The 18,804-nt window shown below is 73.3% G+C and carries 18 protein-coding genes and 1 other RNA gene; 14 read left to right on the forward strand and 5 right to left on the reverse strand.

Features of this window, described 5'->3' with window-relative positions; translation table 11 throughout:
- Positions 1-186 precede the first annotated feature (186 nt).
- Entirely contained in the window at positions 187-2,124 is a 1,938-nt protein-coding gene (locus tag EBO35_RS12465) for a vWA domain-containing protein (protein ID WP_122817998.1), read from the forward strand.
- 12 nt (positions 2,125-2,136) lie between these two features.
- Here the strand turns inward: EBO35_RS12465 and EBO35_RS12470 are convergent, their stop codons facing one another.
- Positions 2,137-2,577, reverse strand: a complete 441-nt coding sequence (locus EBO35_RS12470; protein ID WP_122817999.1) for a tetratricopeptide repeat protein — start codon at positions 2,575-2,577, stop codon at positions 2,137-2,139.
- A 48-nt stretch (positions 2,578-2,625) separates the two neighbouring features.
- Here EBO35_RS12470 and rnpB point away from each other — a divergent pair.
- From rnpB to EBO35_RS12490, 3 genes are all read left to right on the forward strand, one after another.
- An RNA gene (gene rnpB / locus EBO35_RS12475) (RNase P RNA component class A) lies at positions 2,626-3,025 on the forward strand.
- A 471-nt stretch (positions 3,026-3,496) separates the two neighbouring features.
- A complete protein-coding gene (locus tag EBO35_RS12485) occupies positions 3,497-4,159 on the forward strand; it encodes a hypothetical protein (RefSeq protein WP_122818000.1) in 663 nt (220 codons plus the stop codon).
- A gap of 232 nt (positions 4,160-4,391) precedes the next feature.
- On the forward strand, positions 4,392-5,222 hold the full coding sequence (locus EBO35_RS12490; RefSeq protein WP_122818001.1) for an alpha/beta hydrolase: 831 nt from the start codon (positions 4,392-4,394) through the stop codon (positions 5,220-5,222).
- Here the strand turns inward: EBO35_RS12490 and EBO35_RS12495 are convergent.
- From EBO35_RS12495 to EBO35_RS12505, 3 genes are read right to left on the reverse strand one after another with little or no spacing between them, the layout of a single operon-like run.
- Positions 5,111-5,509 carry an arsenate reductase ArsC gene (locus EBO35_RS12495; RefSeq protein ID WP_122818002.1) on the reverse strand — a complete coding sequence of 133 codons (399 nt, stop codon included), beginning with the start codon at positions 5,507-5,509 and terminating at the stop codon, positions 5,111-5,113. The genes EBO35_RS12490 and EBO35_RS12495 overlap by 112 nt on opposite strands.
- Complete coding sequence (gene arsB / locus EBO35_RS12500) at positions 5,506-6,636, reverse strand: ACR3 family arsenite efflux transporter (protein WP_122818003.1); 1,131 nt, start codon at positions 6,634-6,636, stop codon at positions 5,506-5,508. The genes EBO35_RS12495 and arsB overlap by 4 nt, the downstream gene beginning before the upstream one ends.
- Entirely contained in the window at positions 6,633-6,989 is a 357-nt protein-coding gene (locus EBO35_RS12505; protein WP_241153674.1) for an ArsR/SmtB family transcription factor, read from the reverse strand. The genes arsB and EBO35_RS12505 overlap by 4 nt, the downstream gene beginning before the upstream one ends.
- A 226-nt stretch (positions 6,990-7,215) precedes the next feature.
- Here EBO35_RS12505 and EBO35_RS12510 point away from each other — a divergent pair, with 226 nt between their 5' ends.
- Together EBO35_RS12510 and EBO35_RS12515 are read left to right on the forward strand one after the other, a co-directional pair.
- Positions 7,216-8,586: an NAD(P)-binding domain-containing protein gene (locus tag EBO35_RS12510; RefSeq protein WP_122818004.1), complete on the forward strand. Its 1,371-nt coding sequence runs from the start codon at positions 7,216-7,218 to the stop codon at positions 8,584-8,586.
- Positions 8,587-8,795: 209 nt separating this feature from the next.
- A complete protein-coding gene (locus tag EBO35_RS12515) occupies positions 8,796-9,110 on the forward strand; it encodes a methyltransferase domain-containing protein (protein WP_241153675.1) in 315 nt (104 codons plus the stop codon).
- Positions 9,111-9,137: 27 nt separating this feature from the next.
- On the opposite strand, the gene EBO35_RS12520 is transcribed toward EBO35_RS12515, so the two are convergent.
- Positions 9,138-9,713: a GrpB family protein gene (locus tag EBO35_RS12520; protein WP_122818005.1), complete on the reverse strand. Its 576-nt coding sequence runs from the start codon at positions 9,711-9,713 to the stop codon at positions 9,138-9,140.
- Positions 9,714-9,811: 98 nt separating this feature from the next.
- On the opposite strand from EBO35_RS12520, the gene EBO35_RS19755 reads away from it, so the two are divergent.
- The 8 genes from EBO35_RS19755 (at position 9,812) to EBO35_RS12565 (ending at position 18,776) form a co-directional block, all read left to right on the forward strand.
- Complete coding sequence (locus tag EBO35_RS19755) at positions 9,812-10,327, forward strand: hypothetical protein (RefSeq protein WP_206422555.1); 516 nt, start codon at positions 9,812-9,814, stop codon at positions 10,325-10,327.
- A gap of 60 nt (positions 10,328-10,387) precedes the next feature.
- Positions 10,388-11,953, forward strand: coding sequence for a peptide chain release factor 3 (locus EBO35_RS12530; protein WP_122818006.1), 1,566 nt, complete (start codon positions 10,388-10,390; stop codon positions 11,951-11,953).
- Between the two features lie 301 nt (positions 11,954-12,254).
- Entirely contained in the window at positions 12,255-12,545 is a 291-nt protein-coding gene (locus EBO35_RS12535; RefSeq protein ID WP_206422556.1) for a hypothetical protein, read from the forward strand.
- A gap of 418 nt (positions 12,546-12,963) precedes the next feature.
- Entirely contained in the window at positions 12,964-14,838 is a 1,875-nt protein-coding gene (locus EBO35_RS12545) for a RecQ family ATP-dependent DNA helicase (protein WP_241153676.1), read from the forward strand.
- Positions 14,839-14,882: 44 nt separating this feature from the next.
- Complete coding sequence (locus EBO35_RS12550; RefSeq protein WP_122818008.1) at positions 14,883-15,992, forward strand: beta propeller repeat protein; 1,110 nt, start codon at positions 14,883-14,885, stop codon at positions 15,990-15,992.
- Positions 15,993-16,056: 64 nt separating this feature from the next.
- Positions 16,057-16,854 carry a ceramidase domain-containing protein gene (locus tag EBO35_RS12555; protein ID WP_241153677.1) on the forward strand — a complete coding sequence of 266 codons (798 nt, stop codon included), beginning with the start codon at positions 16,057-16,059 and terminating at the stop codon, positions 16,852-16,854.
- A gap of 117 nt (positions 16,855-16,971) precedes the next feature.
- On the forward strand, positions 16,972-18,384 hold the full coding sequence (locus EBO35_RS12560) for an APC family permease (RefSeq protein ID WP_122818010.1): 1,413 nt from the start codon (positions 16,972-16,974) through the stop codon (positions 18,382-18,384).
- Positions 18,381-18,776 carry a hypothetical protein gene (locus tag EBO35_RS12565; protein ID WP_241153678.1) on the forward strand — a complete coding sequence of 132 codons (396 nt, stop codon included), beginning with the start codon at positions 18,381-18,383 and terminating at the stop codon, positions 18,774-18,776. Before EBO35_RS12560 ends, EBO35_RS12565 begins: the two co-directional genes overlap by 4 nt.
- Positions 18,777-18,804 lie beyond the last annotated feature (28 nt).

The following is an 18,804-nucleotide window of genomic DNA, read 5'->3' on the forward strand; positions in this document are numbered from 1 at the left end:
GGTGAGCCTGCCACCGTTTCGAACGCCGTCCGGCCCCTGGCGGTGAGCCTGCCACCGTTTCCACGACGAGAACGGTGGCAGGCTCACCGCTGCCACGAGCGGGTCAGACCAGAACGCCAGAGCCAGACCCCGGCGTGTCCCCCGGCGCCAGGTGTCGCCGCATCGACTTGTGGGCAGGACGAGGCCATGCGCCTCGAGCCCCGACATCATCTGGCCGGCCTCGCCGTACTCCTGATCGCCGTGACCTCCGGGACGGTCGGCGCGGCCGCCGCCCCGGCACCCGGCCCGGCCGCAGCCGCTGCGGTCGCCGAGGACGACGGGTACGGCCGGATGATGCTGCTCCTGGACGCCTCGGGCTCCATGGCCGAGCCGGCCGGCGGCGGCCAGACCAAGATCGCGGCGGCCCGCAGGGCGCTCACGACGGTGGTCGAGGGCCTCCCGGACGAGGCCCAGGTGGGGCTCCGGGTCTTCGGCGCGAAGGTGTTCTCGCGCACCGACCCGGGCTCGTGCACCGACAGCCAGGTCGTGGTCGAGCCCGGCACCGGCAACCGCGACGCCCTGCGCGCCGCGGTCGGCGCCTACGAGCCGTACGGCGAGACCCCGATCCCGCACGCGCTCACCGAGGCCGCCAAGGATCTCGGCGACGAGGGCGCCCGGTCGATCGTGCTGGTCTCCGACGGCGAGTCGACCTGCGACCCGGACCCGTGCCGGGTGGCCGCAGAGCTGCAGAAGACCGGCATCGACCTGCGCATCGACGTGGTCGGGCTGTCGGTCTCCGGCAAGGCCCGCCAGCAGCTGCAGTGCATCGCCGAGCAGGGCAACGGCACCTACTACGACGCCGACAGCGCCGCGGACATCGAGAGCCGCCTGACCCGCGTCGCGGCTCGCGCGGTGCAGCCCTTCACGCTGACCGGCGAGCCGATCGTCGGCGGTCCCGAGAGCTCGCCGACCCCGATCGCGGTCGGCGAGTACGTCGACTCCCTCGGAGCGTCGGGTGACTCGAAGAGCTACGTGTTCACCCGCGAGACGGCCGGGACCACCCTGCGCGTCGCGGCGCTCTCCCAGGGCGAGACGGGGTTCCTCGACGGGGTGATCGCCGAGGTCACCGGGCCCGCCGGGCGCTGCGACTACGCCAGCGCCAACCGGACCGCCATCGACGTGCGTGAGGTGATGGGCGTCCAGCTGACCGCCGGAGCGGACCTCGGCTCGTCGAACGTCGAGGGCTGCCACGAGCCCGGCGAGTACGTCCTGACCGTCTCCCGGGCGCGCGGCGGGACCGAGGAGGTGCCGTTCGGCCTGGTCGTGACCGAGGAGCCCCCGGTCGAGGAGGTCGGCTTCAGCGACCCGGCGCTCGCCAACCTGTCGGTCGCCGCCCCTCACGTGAGCGGGCCGGTCCAGAAGGTCGAGGGCGCAGCGTCGTTCGACGCTGCCCCCGAGATCGAGACGGGCAGCTGGTCGAGCACCGTCGTGCCCGGCGAGGTGCTGTTCTACAAGGTTCCGCTCGACTTCGGGCAGGCGGCGCAGGTCAGCGTGGAGTTCCCGGAGGCCGGCGGCGAGCTCGCCGAGCAGTTCGGCCGGTTCCCGCCGAGCGCCAACCTGACGCTGTTCAACCCGCTGCAGGCGCAGCTGGGTTACGTCGACGGCTCCGAGTGGCTGGGCTCCGCCGACGGCACGACCCTGCAGACGGCGATCCCGGCAGTCAGCCGCGCGCCGTCGGAGATCCGCAGCGCGAAGTTCAACGGTGGCGCGGACGTGACCGCGGCGGGCGACTACTACGTCAGCGTGAGCGTGCAGAAGCAGGACCACACCCTCGAGATCCCGTTCACCCTCAACGTGGAGGTCATCGGCGAGCCCGCCGCGGGCCCGACGTACGCCGACGGGGCGACCTGGAGCATCACGGACGGTGCTGGCGAGGCCGACGGCGAGGGCACCGCGACCGGCGACTCGGCGAGCCCGTCCGACAATGAGTCGGACGACGCGGACGCGGACGGCGGCGCCGAAGCCGCGGCCGGCGGCAGCGACGAGGGCGGGCCCGGGGCTGCCGTGGCGATCGGTGTCGGGGTCCTGGTGCTGGCCGCGCTGGCGGGGGCCGCCATCCTGTGGCACCGCCGCGCGGCGAGCTGACCGGCGCCGCCGTCAGGCGAGGTCGTCGAAGGAGCGCTCGCCGGTCTCGGCCAGCCGCCGCTCGACCCGGAGCACGGCGACCTCGTGCTCGGGATCGCCGGTCATCGCGGCGGCCAGGCGCAGGTGCGGCAGCGCCGCGGCGTACTCCGACTGGCGCTCCAGCGCCCGGCCCAGCGCGTGGTGCACCCAGTCGTCGTCCGGCCGCTCCTCGGCGAGGGCACGCAGCTCCGCCTCGGCCCGCCCGAGCTGGGCGCGGATCAGGTAGGCCCAGGCACGCAGCGAGCGCAGCCCGCTGTTGCCGGGCTCCTCGGCCAGCGCCGGCTCGATGACTTCCAACGCCTCCACGGGCGCGCGGCGCGCGAGCAGGTCGTGGGCGGTGCGGTACGCCGCCTCGTGGCCCCGCTGGCCGGGGAACACGATCGGCGGGGCCTTCAGCTCCTCGAACTCGTCCATGGCGCCCAACCTAGCCGGGGCCGCGGTGTGTCATCCTTGCCCTGCGGATGGGCTGGCCGGGCGACCGCGTCGCACCCTTCGGGGTACGCCGAGGAAGGTCCGGGCTCCACAGGGCAGGGTGGTGGGTAACACCCACCCGGGGTGACCCGCGGGACAGTGCCACAGAAAACAAACCGCCTCCCGGCTTGCCGGGCGGTAAGGGTGAAACGGTGGGGCAAGAGCCCACCAGCGATCCGGGTGACCGGATCGGCTAGGCAAACCCCACCCGGAGCAAGGTCAAGAAGTCGCGGTTCCGGCCGCGACGCGCGCACGTTCGAGGGCGGCCCGCCCGAGTGCGCGGGTAGACCGCTGGAGGCTGCCGGCAACGGCAGCCGTAGATGGATGGTCGCCCCCCGGACGCCCGCAAGGGCCCCGGGGACAGAACCCGGCCTACAGGCCAGCCCGTCCGCACTTCACCCCTCTGACCTGCCAAGGCGCATGCCGTCGTTGGCTGAGCAGGCGCGGTGATACCGGGATGCGTGGCCGTCGGTTGTCGCTGGATCGGCGTCCGTCGTGGTCCAGCTGCTGCTCGCCGGCTACTTCGAACGCCGTGGTGCGAGCTTCGCAGTCAGCGTGGCGCTCGGCGTCCACGCCGTGTCGGACCTGCCCGCCAATGACCGGCGTGGCGGCTCCACGCACCTCGGAGCCAGTGCCTACGCTCGCGGTCAGCGCCTCCCACCGGGGTGGGTGCCTCAGTGTCTGCGCCCGCAGCCACAACGTCCTCATAGCGGGCGTGGAGCCGGTCGCGCACCTCCTCAGCGCTCAACTGGGATCGGGTACGCGAGTCGCGAGCGACGGCCGCACCGGTGGCGGCGACGCCGACCAACCCAGCCAACCCGACCAGTTTCCAGATCTTCGACACGGCAGGAGCACCTCCATCTTGGCCAGCACAGGCAACCACAGCCTTGCCCTGGACGAGGCACTGGACACCACTCGGACCGGAGACCTGTGGTTGTTCCGCGGCACGTCCCCGGCTGACCAGACCATCCGGGCGCTCACCAACGCCCCTGTCAACCACGTGGGGATGACGATTGTTCTCGACGACCTGCCGCCGCTCATGTGGCATGCCGAGCTCGGACAGGGACTCGTGGACGTGTGGACAGGGACCCACCACCGCGGGGCGCAGCTGCACGACGCCAGCCAGGCAGTGCTGCAGTGGACGGGCCGGTACCAACAGCACGCGTGGCTGCGACAGCTCCACTCCCCCGTCACCCGTGCGCAGGAGGACGCCGCCCTGCGGACCGTTGCCCAGATGGCGGGCACCCCGTTCCCGGCCACGGCGTCGCTGGCTGCCCGGTGGCTGCGCGGCCGATTGCGGCGACCTGCCGGCATCGAGGAGACCTACTGCGCCGAGGTCGTGGCAGCGACCTACACCGCGATGGGTCTGCTGGACGGCAGCCGGCCGTCGAACTACTACGACCCGGGCAAGTTCTGGTCCGGCGACCACCTCGACCTGTGCGATGACGCCCGGCTCGGCGACGAGATCACCATCGAGCTGCCGCGTGCCGGGTCTGATGGAGGCGCTCATTCCACCGAAGGATGAGAGTCATGGCAGCACCCAGGAAGTACGCCGACGAGTTCAGCAACGGGAAGACCCCGCACCCGAGGGCCGGGGTGCCACGGCCCGGGCGACCCATCGTCCGTCGTACGCCTTGGTCGCCACCCGCGGAGCGTAGTGCAGATGTCCTCCAGGGCCGGGGACTCTGCGCCCCGCCCGGTGCCCACTTCCGGCCTGTCCGCCGATGAATCCCCCGGCACCTCGGGGTCTCACCGACATGGCGACGTTCGCACTCGTGCACGGCTCGGGCGATGGCGGCTGGGCCTGGCACCTCGTCCAGCAGGCGCTCAGGGAGCGCGGCCATGACGCGGTCGCGCCGGACCTGCCGACGGACCGCGAGGACGCGACCTGGGAGGACTGCGCCGAGGCCATCGTGCGCGCGGTCGGAAGCGGCCGCGACGTGGTGCTGGTGGGGCACTCCTCAGGCGGTTTCGTCCTGCCACTCGCGGCCGAGCGGGTGGCCCCGGTGCTGCAGGTCTTCGTGGCGGCGATGGTGCCCGAGCCTGGCGAGACCCCGGCGGACTGGTTCGAGAACGTCGGGTGGTCCGCAGCGGTGGAGGAAGCGGCCGGGCGCGACGACGGCCTCACCGGCAGTCCCGATCCGATGGTCGCCTTCTACCACGACGTCCCCGTCGACCTCGCGACCCAGGCGATGGCGCGGGAGCGACCCACCAGCGAGAGGCTCGGGAGCACCCCCAGTCCCCCAGCGGCGCGGCCGACCGGCGAGGTGCGGTACCTGGTGACGAGCCACGACCGCTTCATCCCTCCCGAGGTCCAGCGGCGAGTCGCCGCCGAGCGTCTCGGCCTCGTGGCGCCCGACGAGATCGCCAGCGGGCACTGCGTCAACCTGAGCCGTCCCGACGACGTGGCCGGATACCTCGTCCGGCTGGCCGAGGAGACCTCACCGCCTGCCACCCCCCGGAGCACCGGCCCGAGTCAGACCAGGCTGGCGAGAAGCTCCCGCACCCGCCGATCGATCTCGTCACGGATCTCGCGGACGGCGTCCGGCCCCTGGCCCGAGGGGTCGGGCAGTGCCCAGTCCTCGTAGCGCTTCCCGGGAAAGATGGGGCAGGCATCGCCGCAGCCCATGGTGACGACGACGTCCGAGGCCGCCACGTCCTCGGTCAGGAGCTTCCTGGGGAGCTCTCGGGAGATGTCGATGCCGAGCTCGGCCATCACCGCGACGACCGCCCGGTTGACCGAGTCGGCGGGTTCGGAGCCGGCCGAGCGGACGCGGACCCGACCCGCGGCGTGATGGTCCAGGAGCGCGGCGGCCATCTGGGAGCGGCCCTGGTTGTGGACGCAGACGAAGAGGACCTCGGGGGTGCCGGTCATCGGGAGGCCCCGGCGTGCGAGGGCGAGGCCGACGGATAGAAGCGGCGCCGGGCCCAGAGCGCGACGTACACCAGGCCGACCAGGACCGGGACCTCGATGAGGGGGCCCACGACTCCGGCGAGCGCCTCGCCGGAGGTGACCCCGAAGACGCCGATCGCGACCGCGATCGCGAGCTCGAAGTTGTTGCCGGCGGCGGTGAAGGCGAGCGCGGTCGTCCGCCGGTACGTCATCCGCAGCCGGTAGCCGAGGAGGAACGACCCGCCCCACATGATCGCGAAGTAGGCGAGCAGTGGCAGGGCGATCCGGGCGACGTCGAGTGGCTTGCTGGTGATCGTGTCGCCCTGGAGCGCGAACAGGATGACGATCGTGAACAGCAGCCCGTACAGCGCCGTCGGGCCGATCCGCGGCAGGAAGCGGGACTCGTACCACTCCCGACCCCGCGCCCGCTCCCCGAGCGTGCGGGTGAGGAAGCCCGCGAGCAGCGGGATGCCCAGGAAGACCAGGACGCTCGCGGCGATGCTCCACACCGAGACCTCGAGCCCGGTCTGGTCGAGGCCGAGCCAGCCGGGGAGCAGCTCGAGGTAGAAGTAGCCGAGCCCCGCGAACGCGACGATCTGGAAGACCGCGTTGAGCGCGACCAGGATCGCGGCCGCCTCGCCGTCCCCGCAGGCGAGGTCGTTCCAGATCAGCACCATCGCGATGCAGCGGGCGAGCCCGACGATGATCAGCCCGGTGCGGTACTCGGGCAGGTCCGGCAGCAGCAGCCAGGCCAGCGCGAACATCAGCGCCGGGCCGAGGATCCAGTTCAGGACGATCGAGGAGACCAAGAGCCTGCGGTCGCCGGTGACGTGGCCGAGCTCGTCGTAGCGGACCTTGGCCAGGACCGGGTACATCATCACCAGCAGCCCGATCGCGATCGGCAGCGAGACGGACCCGACCTCGACCTTCGACAGCGCGTCGTCGAGCCCCTCGACGGTCCGGCCGAGCACCAGGCCGGCCACCATCGCCGCGAGGATCCAGACCGGGAGGAACCGGTCCAGCACCGAGAGCCGCTGGAGTACGGCGGCGTCCTCCCCCGCCACTGCCGACTCAGGGGTGCCAGCGCGCTCCTGGGAGAGGTCGCTCATGCTCCGGCGCCCACGGGCTGCGCGCTCGGGGGCAGCGCGAGGCCGGCGGTCGTGAACCCGGCGGTCGTGAACCCGGCGGTCGTGAACAGCGTGGCCATCGCCTGCATCGCCGCCGGCCGGGCCTGGTAGTAGACCCAGATGCCGCGCTTCTCCCGGTCCAGCAGCCCGGCCTCGTGCAGGACCTTGAGGTGGTGGCTGATCGTCGGCTGGGACAGGTCGAACGCAGGCAGCAGATCGCACACGCACGCCTCGGCGTCCTCGTGCGAGAGCACCATCGACATCAGCCGCAGCCGCACCGGGTCGGCGAGCGCCTTGAGCAGCGGCGCCACCTGGGCTGCCTGCTCGGCCGTCATCGGCTCGCGCGACAGCGGCGTACAGCACGCCAGCGCGCTCTCGGAAACGGCTTCGGAAACGGCCTCGGGAGCGTCGGACGAACCACGAACGGTTCCAGACATCGACATGCGTCAATAGTGACACACGTCGATCTCTTGGTTATGGTCAGCACATCGACGACTGTCGATGAGTAGGGCTCGCTCCTCGATGTCCGCGAGCCCCGTCCTGCGTTCGAAAGAGGCCACCATGCCGAGCGACAACCTGCCCCTCGTGATCGTCGGAGCCGGGCCCATCGGGCTCGCCGCCGCCGCCCACGCCCGGTCCCGCGGCCTGACCAGCATCGTCCTGGAGGCCGGGCCGACCGCCGGCGCCGCCGTGCGCGAGTGGGGCCACGTCCGGCTGTTCTCCGCCTGGTCCGAGCTCGTCGACCCCGCCGCGGCCGAGCTCCTCGCCGCCGCCGGCTGGACGGCGCCCGACCCGCAGTCCTACCCGACCGGTCGGGCCTGGGCCGAGCAGTACCTCGCTCCGCTCGCCGAGGCGCTCGCCGCGACCGACGAGGTCGAGATCCGGTACGGGCACCGCGTGGTGGGTCTGGCGAAGCGCGGCCGGGACCGGATGGTCGACTCCGGCCGGGAGGACAGCCCGTTCGCCGTCCACGTGCAGACGGCCCGGGGCCGGATCCGGATGGAGGCGGCGGCGGTCATCGACGCCTCCGGCACCTGGGGCACCCCGAGCCCGCTGGGCGGGGACGGCCTTCCGGCCATCGGCGAGGACACCCACGCCTACCGGATCCGCTACGGCATCCCCGACCTCACCGACCCCGCGACCGCCGCGCGGTACGCCGGCAAGCACGTCGCGGTCGCGGGCACCGGCGCGTCGGCGCAGAACACCCTCGTCGGGCTCGCCGCCCTGGCCGAGGACCACCCCGGCACCCGCATCTCCTGGCTGGTACGCCGCGCCGCGACCGGCGACGCGTTCGGCGGCGGCGACAACGACCAGCTGGAGGCCCGCGGCGCCCTCGGCGACCGAGCCCGGTCCGCCGTCGAGTCCGGCCACGTCGAGGTCGTCACGTCCTTCCGCACCGCGGACGTCACCGACGCCCCGGCCCAGGACGGCACGCTCGTCCTCACCAGCGTCGACGGCACGGCCCTCGACGCCGTCGACGAGGTCATCGTCGTCACCGGATTCCGGCCCGACCTGTCGTTCCTCTCCGAGGTGCGTCTCGACCTGGACCCGGTCCTGTCCGCCCCGACCCGGCTGGCGCCCCTCATCGACCCGAACGTCCACTCCTGCGGCACTGTCTACCCGCACGGCGCCGGCGAGCTCGCCCAGCCCGAGCCGGGCCTCTACCTGGTCGGGATGAAGTCCTACGGACGAGCGCCCTCGTTCCTGGCACTGACCGGCTTCGAGCAGACCCGCAGCGTCGTCGCGGCCATCGCCGGAGACCACGAGGCCGCGGCACGCGTCGAGCTCGTGCTGCCGGAGTCCGGTGTCTGCGGCGGGTCCGGCAGCTTCGACGAGCAGCCGGCCGACGCGGCGGACGGGAGCGGCGGTGGCTGCTGCGGGCCGGCCGAGCCGCAGCTGATCACGCTCGGCACCTCCGGCGCTCCGTCCTAGGCGCCGACTAATTCGGTGGGCACAGCCCGTCTCGCCGAGCAGGCTGCCACCATGACCAGCAGCGATCTGTGGGACGCCGAGACGGCCCAGGCGTACGACGAGAGCTCGGCCTTCATGTTCGCCCCGGACGTCCTGGAGCCGGCACTCCGCTTCTGGCCGATCTGGCCGGCGACGGCCCGGCCCTGGAATTCGCGATCGGCACGGGACGGGTGGCCGTGCCGCTGGCCGAGCGGGGCGTAGCGGTGAGCGGCATCGAGCTCTCGCAGCCGATGGCCGACGAGCTCCGCACGAAGCGGACCGACATCCCGGTCGTGGTCGGCGACATGGCCACGACCGCGGTCCCGGGGCGGTTCTCGCTCGTCTACCTGGTCTGGAACACCATCGGGAACCTCCGGACCCAGCCCGAGCAGGTCGCCTGCTTCCGCAATGCAGCCCGCCACCTGGCACCTGCCGGGAGGTTCGTCTCGGTCTGGCGCAAGCCGGATCGGGCGGACCACGAGCGGGACGAGGCCGATCCGCGCTGAGCCCGGGCCCGGCACCGAGGCCAGCCCCTAGGGGCGCTCAGACGCGCGGCCGGCGCGGCCCCTGATCTCGGCGATCACGTCCGTCTTGGCGTCGGCGTACGCGTTCATGTCGGGCCAGTCCCGCTCGACCAGGGCGCGCTTGGTCCGCTCGTACAACCCGCGGTCTCCCTCGTCGCGGCGCAGGCGGTCCCGAAAGACCAGATAGTCCTCCGCTGCACTGTCGCCCGTCTGGAGGATGTGGACGTGGACGTCCAGCTCGGGGGTGCGGACCAGCCGGTGGCCAGGCTCGCGCACCCGCAGGACGTACCCGGCGGCGATCAACGGGTCGAGGTAGTCCTCCTCGGCGGTGATGTCACCGACGGTGACGAGGATGTCGATGATCGGCTTCGCGGCCAGGCCAGGCACCGAGGTCGACCCGATGTGCTCGAGCTGCCGAGCCGTCGCGCCCAGGGCCGCGCGGATTCGTGACGCGTGCTCCCGATAGCTGACCGGCCAGCTCGCGTCGTACTCCGCGATGACGAGGTCGCGCTTCTCGACCCCGCCGACGATCTCGATCCCCGTGACGTCGGGTCGCCTGGGAGTGGGATCACGGCGGGGAGGCATCGGGGCAACGTACGAATCCGCCGCGTGCAGGTCAACTCACGCCGCCCGGCGAAGCGGATGTCGCCGTTCGGCATCCGGGCGTGGAGGTAGCGGTCGTCGTGGATCAGATGGTGGTGCCGGGAGCAGAGCAGGACGCCGTCGGCGAGGGCCTTGCGCTTGCCTTCGCCGTCGAGTGCTTGACCTCAACAAGACTTGAGGTCCTACCGTCGTCGCAACGCCTGCCGATCGCGCCGGCACCGGCGCTGAGACACCAGGAAGGGATACGCCATGACGGGAGAGCAGGGGCCCGACGCCGAGCCGAGAAGGGGGAAAACCAGCCCCGGCTCTGGTCGCTGCGCCATCTCTCGGCGAACGACATCTCCCCCGACGGCGCGGCGATGACCGTGCCCGAGATGCGGGAGGCCACGTTGTCCTACCTCCGCCCGGAGGACGACCTGACGGCGGAGGCCGAAGTGCTCGTGGGGCGTGGCTGGCTGACCCGTCACGTCGAGCAGCGCCAGCGGCTCGCCGATGCAGGCGAGCGGGCCCCGTCGACCTCGCGCATGCACCCGCACCATCCCGAGGCCCGCGATCCTGTTCAAGCTCGAGCTGACCCGGGGTGCCGAGGCTCCTGACCCACGGGACCGCGTCATCAGCATTACGTCCGCGGCCCGGCCAGCGGGTAGGTTGCGCGGGTGGCCGATACCCGCCCCCGCCGCACCTTCGCTGTCATCAGCCACCCGGACGCCGGCAAGTCCACCCTGACCGAGGCCCTCGCGCTGCACGCCCGCGTGATCACCGAGGCCGGTGCCGTGCACGGCAAGGGCGACCGGCGCGCGACCGTCTCCGACTGGATGGCGATGGAGAAGGCCCGCGGCATCTCGATCACCTCCGCCGCGCTGCAGTTCACCTACCGCGACCACGTGGTGAACCTGGTCGACACCCCCGGCCACAGCGACTTCTCCGAGGACACCTACCGGGTGCTGTCGGCCGTCGACTCGGCAGTGATGCTGGTCGACGCCGGAAAGGGGCTGGAGCCGCAGACCCTCAAGCTGTTCCAGGTCTGCGCGCTGCGCGGCATCCCGGTGATCACCGTGATCAACAAGTGGGACCGCCCCGGCCTGTCGCCGCTGGGGCTGCTCGACGAGATCGAGCGCCAGATCAAGCTGCGCCCGACGCCGCTGACCTGGCCGGTCGGCGAGGCCGGCGACTTCCGCGGCGTGCTCGACCGGCGTACCGGCGAGTTCATCAAGTACACCCGCACCGCCGGCGGCGCCACGATCGCCCCCGAGCGCCGAATGCCGGCCGCCGAGGTCGACGCCGCCGACGCCGAGGTCTGGGCCGAGGCCGTGGAGGGCCACGAGCTGCTCACCCTCGACGACGCCGACCACGACCAGAAGCGCTTCCTGGCCGGCGAGTCCACCCCGGTGATGTTCGCCTCGGCGCTGCAGAACTTCGGTGTCGCCCAGCTGCTCGACCTGCTGCTCGAGCTGGCGCCCGGCCCGAGCGCGACCGCCGGCGTCGACGGCTCGGTCCGCGACGTCGACGACGACTTCAGCGCGTTCATCTTCAAGGTGCAGTCGGGCATGAACAACGCCCACCGCGACCGGCTCGCCTATGCCCGGGTGGTCTCCGGCCAGTTCGAGCGCGGCATGGTGCTCACCCACGCCGCCACCGGCCGCCCGTTCGCCACCAAGTACGCCCAGTCGGTCTTCGGCCGCGACACCGCCTCGGTCGACCACGCGTCGCCGGGCGACATCATCGGCTTCGTCAACGCCCAGGCCCTGCGCGTCGGCGACACCGTGTACGACGGGGCGCCGATCGAGTACCCGCCGGTGCCGAGCTTCGCCCCCGAGCACTTCCGGTCGGCCACCGCCGGCGACATCGGCCGCTACAAGCAGTTCCGCCGCGGCATCGAGCAGCTCGACCAGGAGGGCGTCGTCCAGGTGCTCCGCTCCGACCTGCGCGGCGACCAGAGCCCGGTGCTCGCCGCGGTCGGCCCGCTGCAGTTCGAGGTGGTCGAGGAGCGGATGAAGAACGAGTTCAACTCCCCCATCAAGTTCTCGCGCCTGGACTACCAGGTCGCGCGCCGTACCGACGCGGACGGCGCCACGGCCCTGAAGGGCAAGCGCGGCGTCGAGGTGCTCCAGCGCACCGACGGCACCCACCTCGCGCTCTTCGTGGACCAGTGGCGCGCCAACGTCACCGCCCGCGACAACCCGGAGATCCTGCTCGAGGCCCTGCCCGCCGGCGGCAGCTGACCCGCTGCGCGCTCCCGTCCCGTCTGCCGAAAAAACAGGTGGGGTAGGTCGGCCGATCCGAGAAACAGGTGGGGTCGGGACGAATTCGAGCGCCGAAATCCCCCCGACCCCACCAGCTGTTGTCGCAGCAGCCGGGCGCTGGGCCAGTAGCCGGCCCGTAGTCGACGGTGCCGCCCCCAGGAGCACGTCGCCCCGAGTGCCCACGTCCGCGAGGTTCTCGACGACCTCGGCGCCGAGACCACCGATGAGTTCCCGCGGCACCCGGAGTCGGACGACCGTCGAGCCCGACGAAGGGGGACGCGTGACCCAGCTCCTGCGAGTTCAGAACTTCAACGTCTCGAGTGACGGCATCGGCGCCGGCGAGGGCCAGACCCTCGAGCAGCCGTTCGGGCTGCCGGCGCCGGAGCGGCTCTTCGCCTGGGCCGGCGCGACGGCCAGCTGGCCGCGGCGCACGGAGCCCGGCGGGAGCCGGGGCCTGGACGACTACCTGACCCGGAACTTCGAGCACAACATCGGCGCCGAGATCATGGGCCGCAACAAGTTCGGGCCGCAGCGCGGCCCGTGGCCGGACCTCGACTGGCGCGGCTGGTAGGCGACGTACGAGAGCCGGACGACTCAGCCCGACCCGGCCTCGAGCCGACTGCGGTCACGACCCGGCGCGACATCCACCAGGTGAGCGGCACGGGGTCGACCTCACGGGGCTCCGGCTCGGTGAACATCCAGCACACGGCCCACTCCCGGACCGCCATGATCACACCCTCGAGGTCACGACCGGCCGGTGTGTCAGCCGGTACTCATGGCGACACCGTGCCTCGGCTCGACCCGGGTCACCACGCTGCGTTCCAGGTGGTCCAGGTGGTCCAGGTGGTCCAGGCGCTGCTGAAGCAGCGAGCAGGAGATCCCCGGCAGGCGGACGGGTTCGTCGGGCCATGCTCGATGCTCGTGGTCTCCGGGACCCGGCCAGGCGGGGCGGCGACGGTCACCGACCGGCGGTAGGAGACCGTAGGCCCGTGCACCGCCCCGACCTGACCCCGCTGCAGGTCCTGCGGACCACGTTCGGCTTCCCGGAGTTCCGCGGCCAGCAGGCCGAGGTCGTCGAGGCCGTCGTCGCCGGCCGGGACGCGCTGGTGCTGATGCCGACGGGCGCCGGCAAGTCGCTGTGCTACCAGGTCCCCGCGCTGGTCCGCCCCGGCACCGGGATCGTGGTCTCCCCGCTGATCGCGCTGATGCACGACCAGGTCTCCGCGCTGGCCGCGCGCGGCGTGCGGGCGGCGTCCTGGAACTCCTCGCTGGAGCCCGACGAGCGCCGCGAGGTGGCCCGCGCGTACGCCTCCGGCGAGCTCGACCTGCTCTACCTCTCTCCCGAGCGGCTGGCCGCCCCCGGCACCCTGGAGCTCCTCGGTCGCGCCCCGATCAGCGTGATCGCGATCGACGAGGCGCACTGCGTCGCCTCCTGGGGCCACGACTTCCGGCCCGACTACCTGACCATCGCGCGGCTGACCGAGCGCTTCCCCGAGGTGCCCCGGGTCGCGCTGACCGCGACTGCGACCACGGCGACTGCCGCGGAGATCGCCGAGCGGCTCGGGCTCCGCCTCGGCGCCGACGGGGCCGGGCGGTTCGTCGCGTCGTTCGACCGGCCGAACATCGAGTACCGGATCGTCGCGAAGAACGACCCCCACCAGCAGCTCCTCGGCCTGCTCACCCGCGAGCACGCCGGCGACTCCGGCATCGTCTACTGCCTCACCCGCCGCTCCGTCGAGGAGACCGCGAGGTTCCTCACCGCCCACGGGGTGGCGGCGCTGCCCTACCACGCCGGCCTGCCCGCGGCGGTCCGCACCACGAACCAGCGCCGGTTCCTGCACGAGTCGCCGCTGGTCGTGGTCGCGACGATCGCGTTCGGGATGGGCATCGACAAGCCCGATGTCCGGTTCGTGACCCACCTGGACCTGCCGAAGTCGGTGGAGGGCTACTACCAGGAGACCGGCCGCGCCGGCCGGGACGGACTTCCAGCGACGGCCTGGCTCGCCTACGGGACGGCCGACGTCGCACAGCTGCGCCGGTTCATCGCCCGCTCCCCCGGCGGGGTCGTCCAGCGCCGGGTCCAGGGCGCGAACCTGGACTCGATGCTCGCGCTCTGCGAGACGGTGCGCTGCCGGCGGGCCCGCCTGCTCGGCTACTTCGGCCAGCCGGTACCCGAGCGGTGCGGGCGCTGCGACGCCTGCACGGACCCGCCCGCGGTGTACGACGCCACACCCGCCGCCCGACAGCTGCTCGCGGTCGTCGCCGACCTCGGCCGGCGCCGGCAGCAGGCCGACCTCGAGCAGGTTCTCCAGGTACTCGAGGAGGCGGGGACCGAGCCGCCGGAGCCGGGCTGGGCGGCCGTGGCCCGGCAGCTGGTGGCCGAGCGGCACCTGACCCGCGACGTGCTGGGTCGCCAGGGACTGCGGGTCACCGAGAGCGCGGCGCTGGTGCTCGACGGCGAGGTCCGCGTGGAGCTGCGCCGGGACCGGCCGGTCGCGGCGCCGCCGAAGCCCAGGCCCGCCCGCGCCGCCCGGCGCCGGCGTACCAGCAGGAAGCGGCCCGGCCGCCGCGGCGCCCGGACCCGGACCAGCACCGCCAGCCCTGCCCCCACCCTCGGCGACCTCGATCCGGCCGCACGCGGACGCTACGACGCGCTCGACGCCTGGCGCCGCGACCGGGCGGGCGAGCTCGGCCTGCGGCCGTTCTTCGTGCTCCCCGACCGGACCCTGGTGGCGCTCGCCCAGCAGAACCCGACCGGGCGCGACCAGCTCGTCGACGTCCCCGGCATCGGGCCGAAGACCCTGGCCCGCTGGGGCGACCCCGTCCTCGCGGTCCTGGCCGGCGGCCGGCCGCCAAGCGCCTGACCGGGACCCTGGACAGGACCCCCGCCCTGCGGAAGGGTGCCGACATGGCCCGACTCGGAGCACTCCTCCTGTCCACCGCCCTCCTGGGCTCCTCCCTCCTCGGCGGCACGGCGTACGCCGGAGGCGCCGCGGGCCAGCACAGCCCGCCCGGCCACGGGGCGGAGCCCCGCCTGTCCTGGCGCGAGAGCGTGCTCGACGCCGACCAGGGCTTCCGCGGCCTGGACGCGGTGAACCGCCGCACGGCCTGGGTGAGCGGCGGCAGCGTCACCGAGGGCGGCCCCGGGCGGGTGTTCCGGACCACCGACGGCGGCCGGGACTGGGAGGACGTGAGCCCGCCCGGCACCGAGGGCCTGATGTTCCGCGACGTCGAGGCCCGCAGCGCCAAGGAGGCGGTGATCCTCGCGATCGGCCCGGGCGAGGCGTCCCGGATCTACCGGACCACCAACGGCGGCGCCAGCTGGCGAACGTCCTTCGTCAACGACGACCCCGCCGCGTTCTACGACTGCATGGCCTTCTATCCCGGCGGCCGCCGGGGCCTGGCGATGAGCGACCCGGTCGACGGGAAGTTCCGGATCCTCGCCACCCGCGACTTCGGCCGGTCCTGGTCGGTGCTCCCCGACGAGGGGATGCCCGAGGCCCCGACCGAGTTCGGCTTCGCCGCCAGCGGCGACTGCCTGGTCACCGCCGGCCACGCGGCGTACTTCGGGACCGGCGGCGGCGCCGCCCGGGTCTTCCGCTCCACCGACTTCGGCCGGACCTGGACCGCTACCGAGTCCACGATCCCGGCGGGCGAGTCCGCCGGCGTGTTCGCGCTGGCGTTCCGTACGCCGTGGCAGGGCGTCGCCGTGGGCGGGGACTTCGCCGACCCCGCCGACGGTGTCGACGCCGTCGCGACCACCCGCCGTGGCACCGTCTGGCGCAGCGCCGGCGACCTGACCCACCTGGCCGAGGACGCGGCGTACCTCCCGCTGCGCGGACGCCCGCTGCTGGTCACCGGCGAGTCCGGCGAGGTGCGGGGCACCAGCATCAGCACCGATGAGGGCCGCAGCTGGACCCGGGTCACCGGCACCGGCTACCACGCCCTGGACTGCACCGCCGACGGCTCCTGCTGGGCCGCCGGCGGCGGCGGCCGGGTGGCCCGCCTCGCCCACTGACGGACGCCGCCCGGGGCGGCCGCGCCGGTCCCTGGTCCCGCTCGCCCTCGCCGGTGCCGTGGCGGTGGTCTCGACCGGCCTCCTCGTGCTCGCGGTCGGGCAGGGCTGGCTCGGACCCGACGTGGGCCGCGGCGACGGGTTCTGCGAGGCGGCCCGCGACGGGTTCGTGAAGCAGCCCGCCAACACCTTCTCCAACCTCGGGTTCGTCGTCGCCGGGCTCCTGGTCGCCTGGCGCGCGGGCCGGGCCGACCTGCTCGGCGACGTCCTCCCCCGCCGGGGCCTGAGCAGCCGGGGCCCGAACAGCCGGGGCCTGGCCACGGCGTACGCCTGCGTCGTGGTGCTGCTCGGCCCCGCCAGCGCCGCCATGCACGCCACCCAGGCGGAGGCGGGCGGCGACCTGGACATGCTGAGCATGTATCTGGTCGCGTCGTTCGCCGCGGCCTACGCCCTGATGCGGTGGACGGGTCGCGGCCGGTCGTTCTTCGGCACCCTCTTCGTGGCCCTGGTCGGGCTCTGCGAGCTCATCGGGCGGTACGCCGGCGAGGTCCCGGTCGTCGAGCACGCCGGCAACGTCGCGTTCGCGGCGCTGCTGCTGGCGGCGGTCGTGCTCGAGGTCCGGCTGTGGCGACGCAGCGCGGACGACCTGCGCACGGACCTGCGCTGGGGGGCCGGAGCGCTCGGCGCGATCCTGGTGGCGTTCGGGATCTGGAACGTCACGAAGCGGGCCTGGTGCGACCCGCACTCGATCCTGCAGGGGCACGCTGTCTGGCACCTGCTCTGCGCCGTCTCGGCGTACCTGCTGTTCCGGCTGTGGGCCAGCGAGCGCCGCCCGGCGAGCACCCCGTCGCCGGCGGACGGCTGAGCGGTCTTTCGTCCCCAACCCTCCCGCAGCCGCGTCGGGCGTCAACTAGGCTGGGCGGTGCCTGCCGAGCCGACGTCGACGAGCCGGCCGCAGCCCACTCACCCCGAGGAACCGCCGATGCCCGAGCCCAGGCCCGCGGCTCCGGCGCACCCGGGGCAGCGCCTCCCCGGGGCGGCACCGCAGCCCGGCAGGCTGGCCCCGCGGTCGGTCGGGCTCGCCGTCTCGACGGTCTTCTCGCTCGCCTCCACCGCGCCGGCGTACTCGCTGGCCGTCACGGTCGGCCTCCTGGCCTCCCTGGTCGCGGAGGCGACCCCGCTGCTGCTGGCGCTCTCCGCGGTGCCCGTCGTCCTGGTCGTGCTCGCCTTCGGCGAGCTCAACGCCGCCGAGCCCGACTGCGGGACCTGCTACGCCTGGACCTCGAAGCCGTTCGGGCGCCGGGTCGGGTTCCTCGGCGGCTGGGTCGTGATCGCCGCCTGCGTGCTGGTGATGACCAACCTGATGCAGGCCGCCGCCATCTACCTCTACACAGTGGTCGGCCTGGACGCCCTCGCCGACTCCCGGCTCGCCCAGGCGGCCGCCGGCATCGTCCTGCTCGTGGTGATGGCCGGACTGGCCAGCCGCGGCATCACGCTGGCCGCCCGCACCCAGGTGGTCCTCTTCACCGTCGAGGCGGTGCTGCTGGTCGGCTTCGCCGTCCGGGCCGCCGCGGTCGACCCGCTGGCCCCGGCGTCTCCGGCGGGGTCCCCGGCGGCGGGCGTCGACCTGACCACCTCGGGCGTGGTCGCGGCCTTCCTCGTGGCGGTGTTCCTCTACTGGGGCTGGGACTCCTCCTTCTCGGTCAACGAGGAGTCCCACGACCCCGCCGGCACCCCGGTCCGCGCCGCGCTGGCCGCGATGGCGGTCCTGGTCGTGCTGTACGCCGGGTTCGCCTGGGCCGTGACGTCGTACGCCGGCGTCGACCGCCTGGCCGCGGTCGGTGAGGACGACGTGCTCGCGGTGTTCGCGACCAGCCTGATGGGGTCGGCCGGGGGCACGGTGCTCGCCGGCGCTGTCCTGGTCTCCGCCCTGGCCAGCGCCCAGACCACCATCCTGCCCTCGGCGCGGAGCATGTTCTCGATGTCGCGGCGCGGCGACCTGCCGCCCGCACTCTCCCGCGTCAGCTCCCACGGCTCCCCCGCCGTGGCGACCTGGGTCTTCACCGCGCTGGCCGCGTTCGTCTACGCCGTCCTGGTCCTGACCAGCGAGGCGGTCCTGGCCGACTCGGTCGCCGCCACCGCGATGCTGGTCTCCTCCTACTACGCGCTCACCTGCGCGGCGGTCCCGTTCTACTTCGGCCGGCGGGGCCGCGCCGAGCGCCCCGCGCGCCGGGTGGTCCTACCGCTGACCGCGGCGGGTACCTTCACCACAGCGCTCGTCCTGAGCGTGCGCGACAGCTCGACGACCTCCCTGGCCGCCGTCGCCGTGGTCCTGGGATCCGGCCTCGCGTACCTCACCCTGACCCACCGCTCAATCCGAAAGCAGGACCGATGACCACCACGCCCCGCCGGCGCATGCGCTCTGCCAGCGTCGCGATCGGCATCACCGCCCTCGCGGCCTCCGGCCTGACCGGCTGCGCGTCCTCGGCCGACTACGCAGCGGTCTGCGTGGACCCCGAGACCCAGGAGCGGGTCGAGGACAAGGAGTGCGACGACGACTCCGAGTACAACGGCTCCAGCGTCGGCTCCGGCTTCTTCTGGTACTACCTCGGCGCCAGCTCCCGGGTCCCGGCCGTGGGTGGGCTGGCCAGCGGCGGGACCTGGCGGGGCTCCGGGCTCAACGGCACCGTCCAGCGCGGCGGGCTCCCCACGACCGGCGGCTCCAGCGTGAAGTCCACGACCACCAAGGGCGGGTTCGGCGGCTCCAGCCGCGGCTTCTCGTCCTGACCCCCTTGAACCTCGACCAGGAGAACCA

Source organism: Nocardioides pantholopis (assembly GCF_003710085.1).
GTDB classification, from domain to species: domain Bacteria; phylum Actinomycetota; class Actinomycetes; order Propionibacteriales; family Nocardioidaceae; genus Nocardioides; species Nocardioides pantholopis.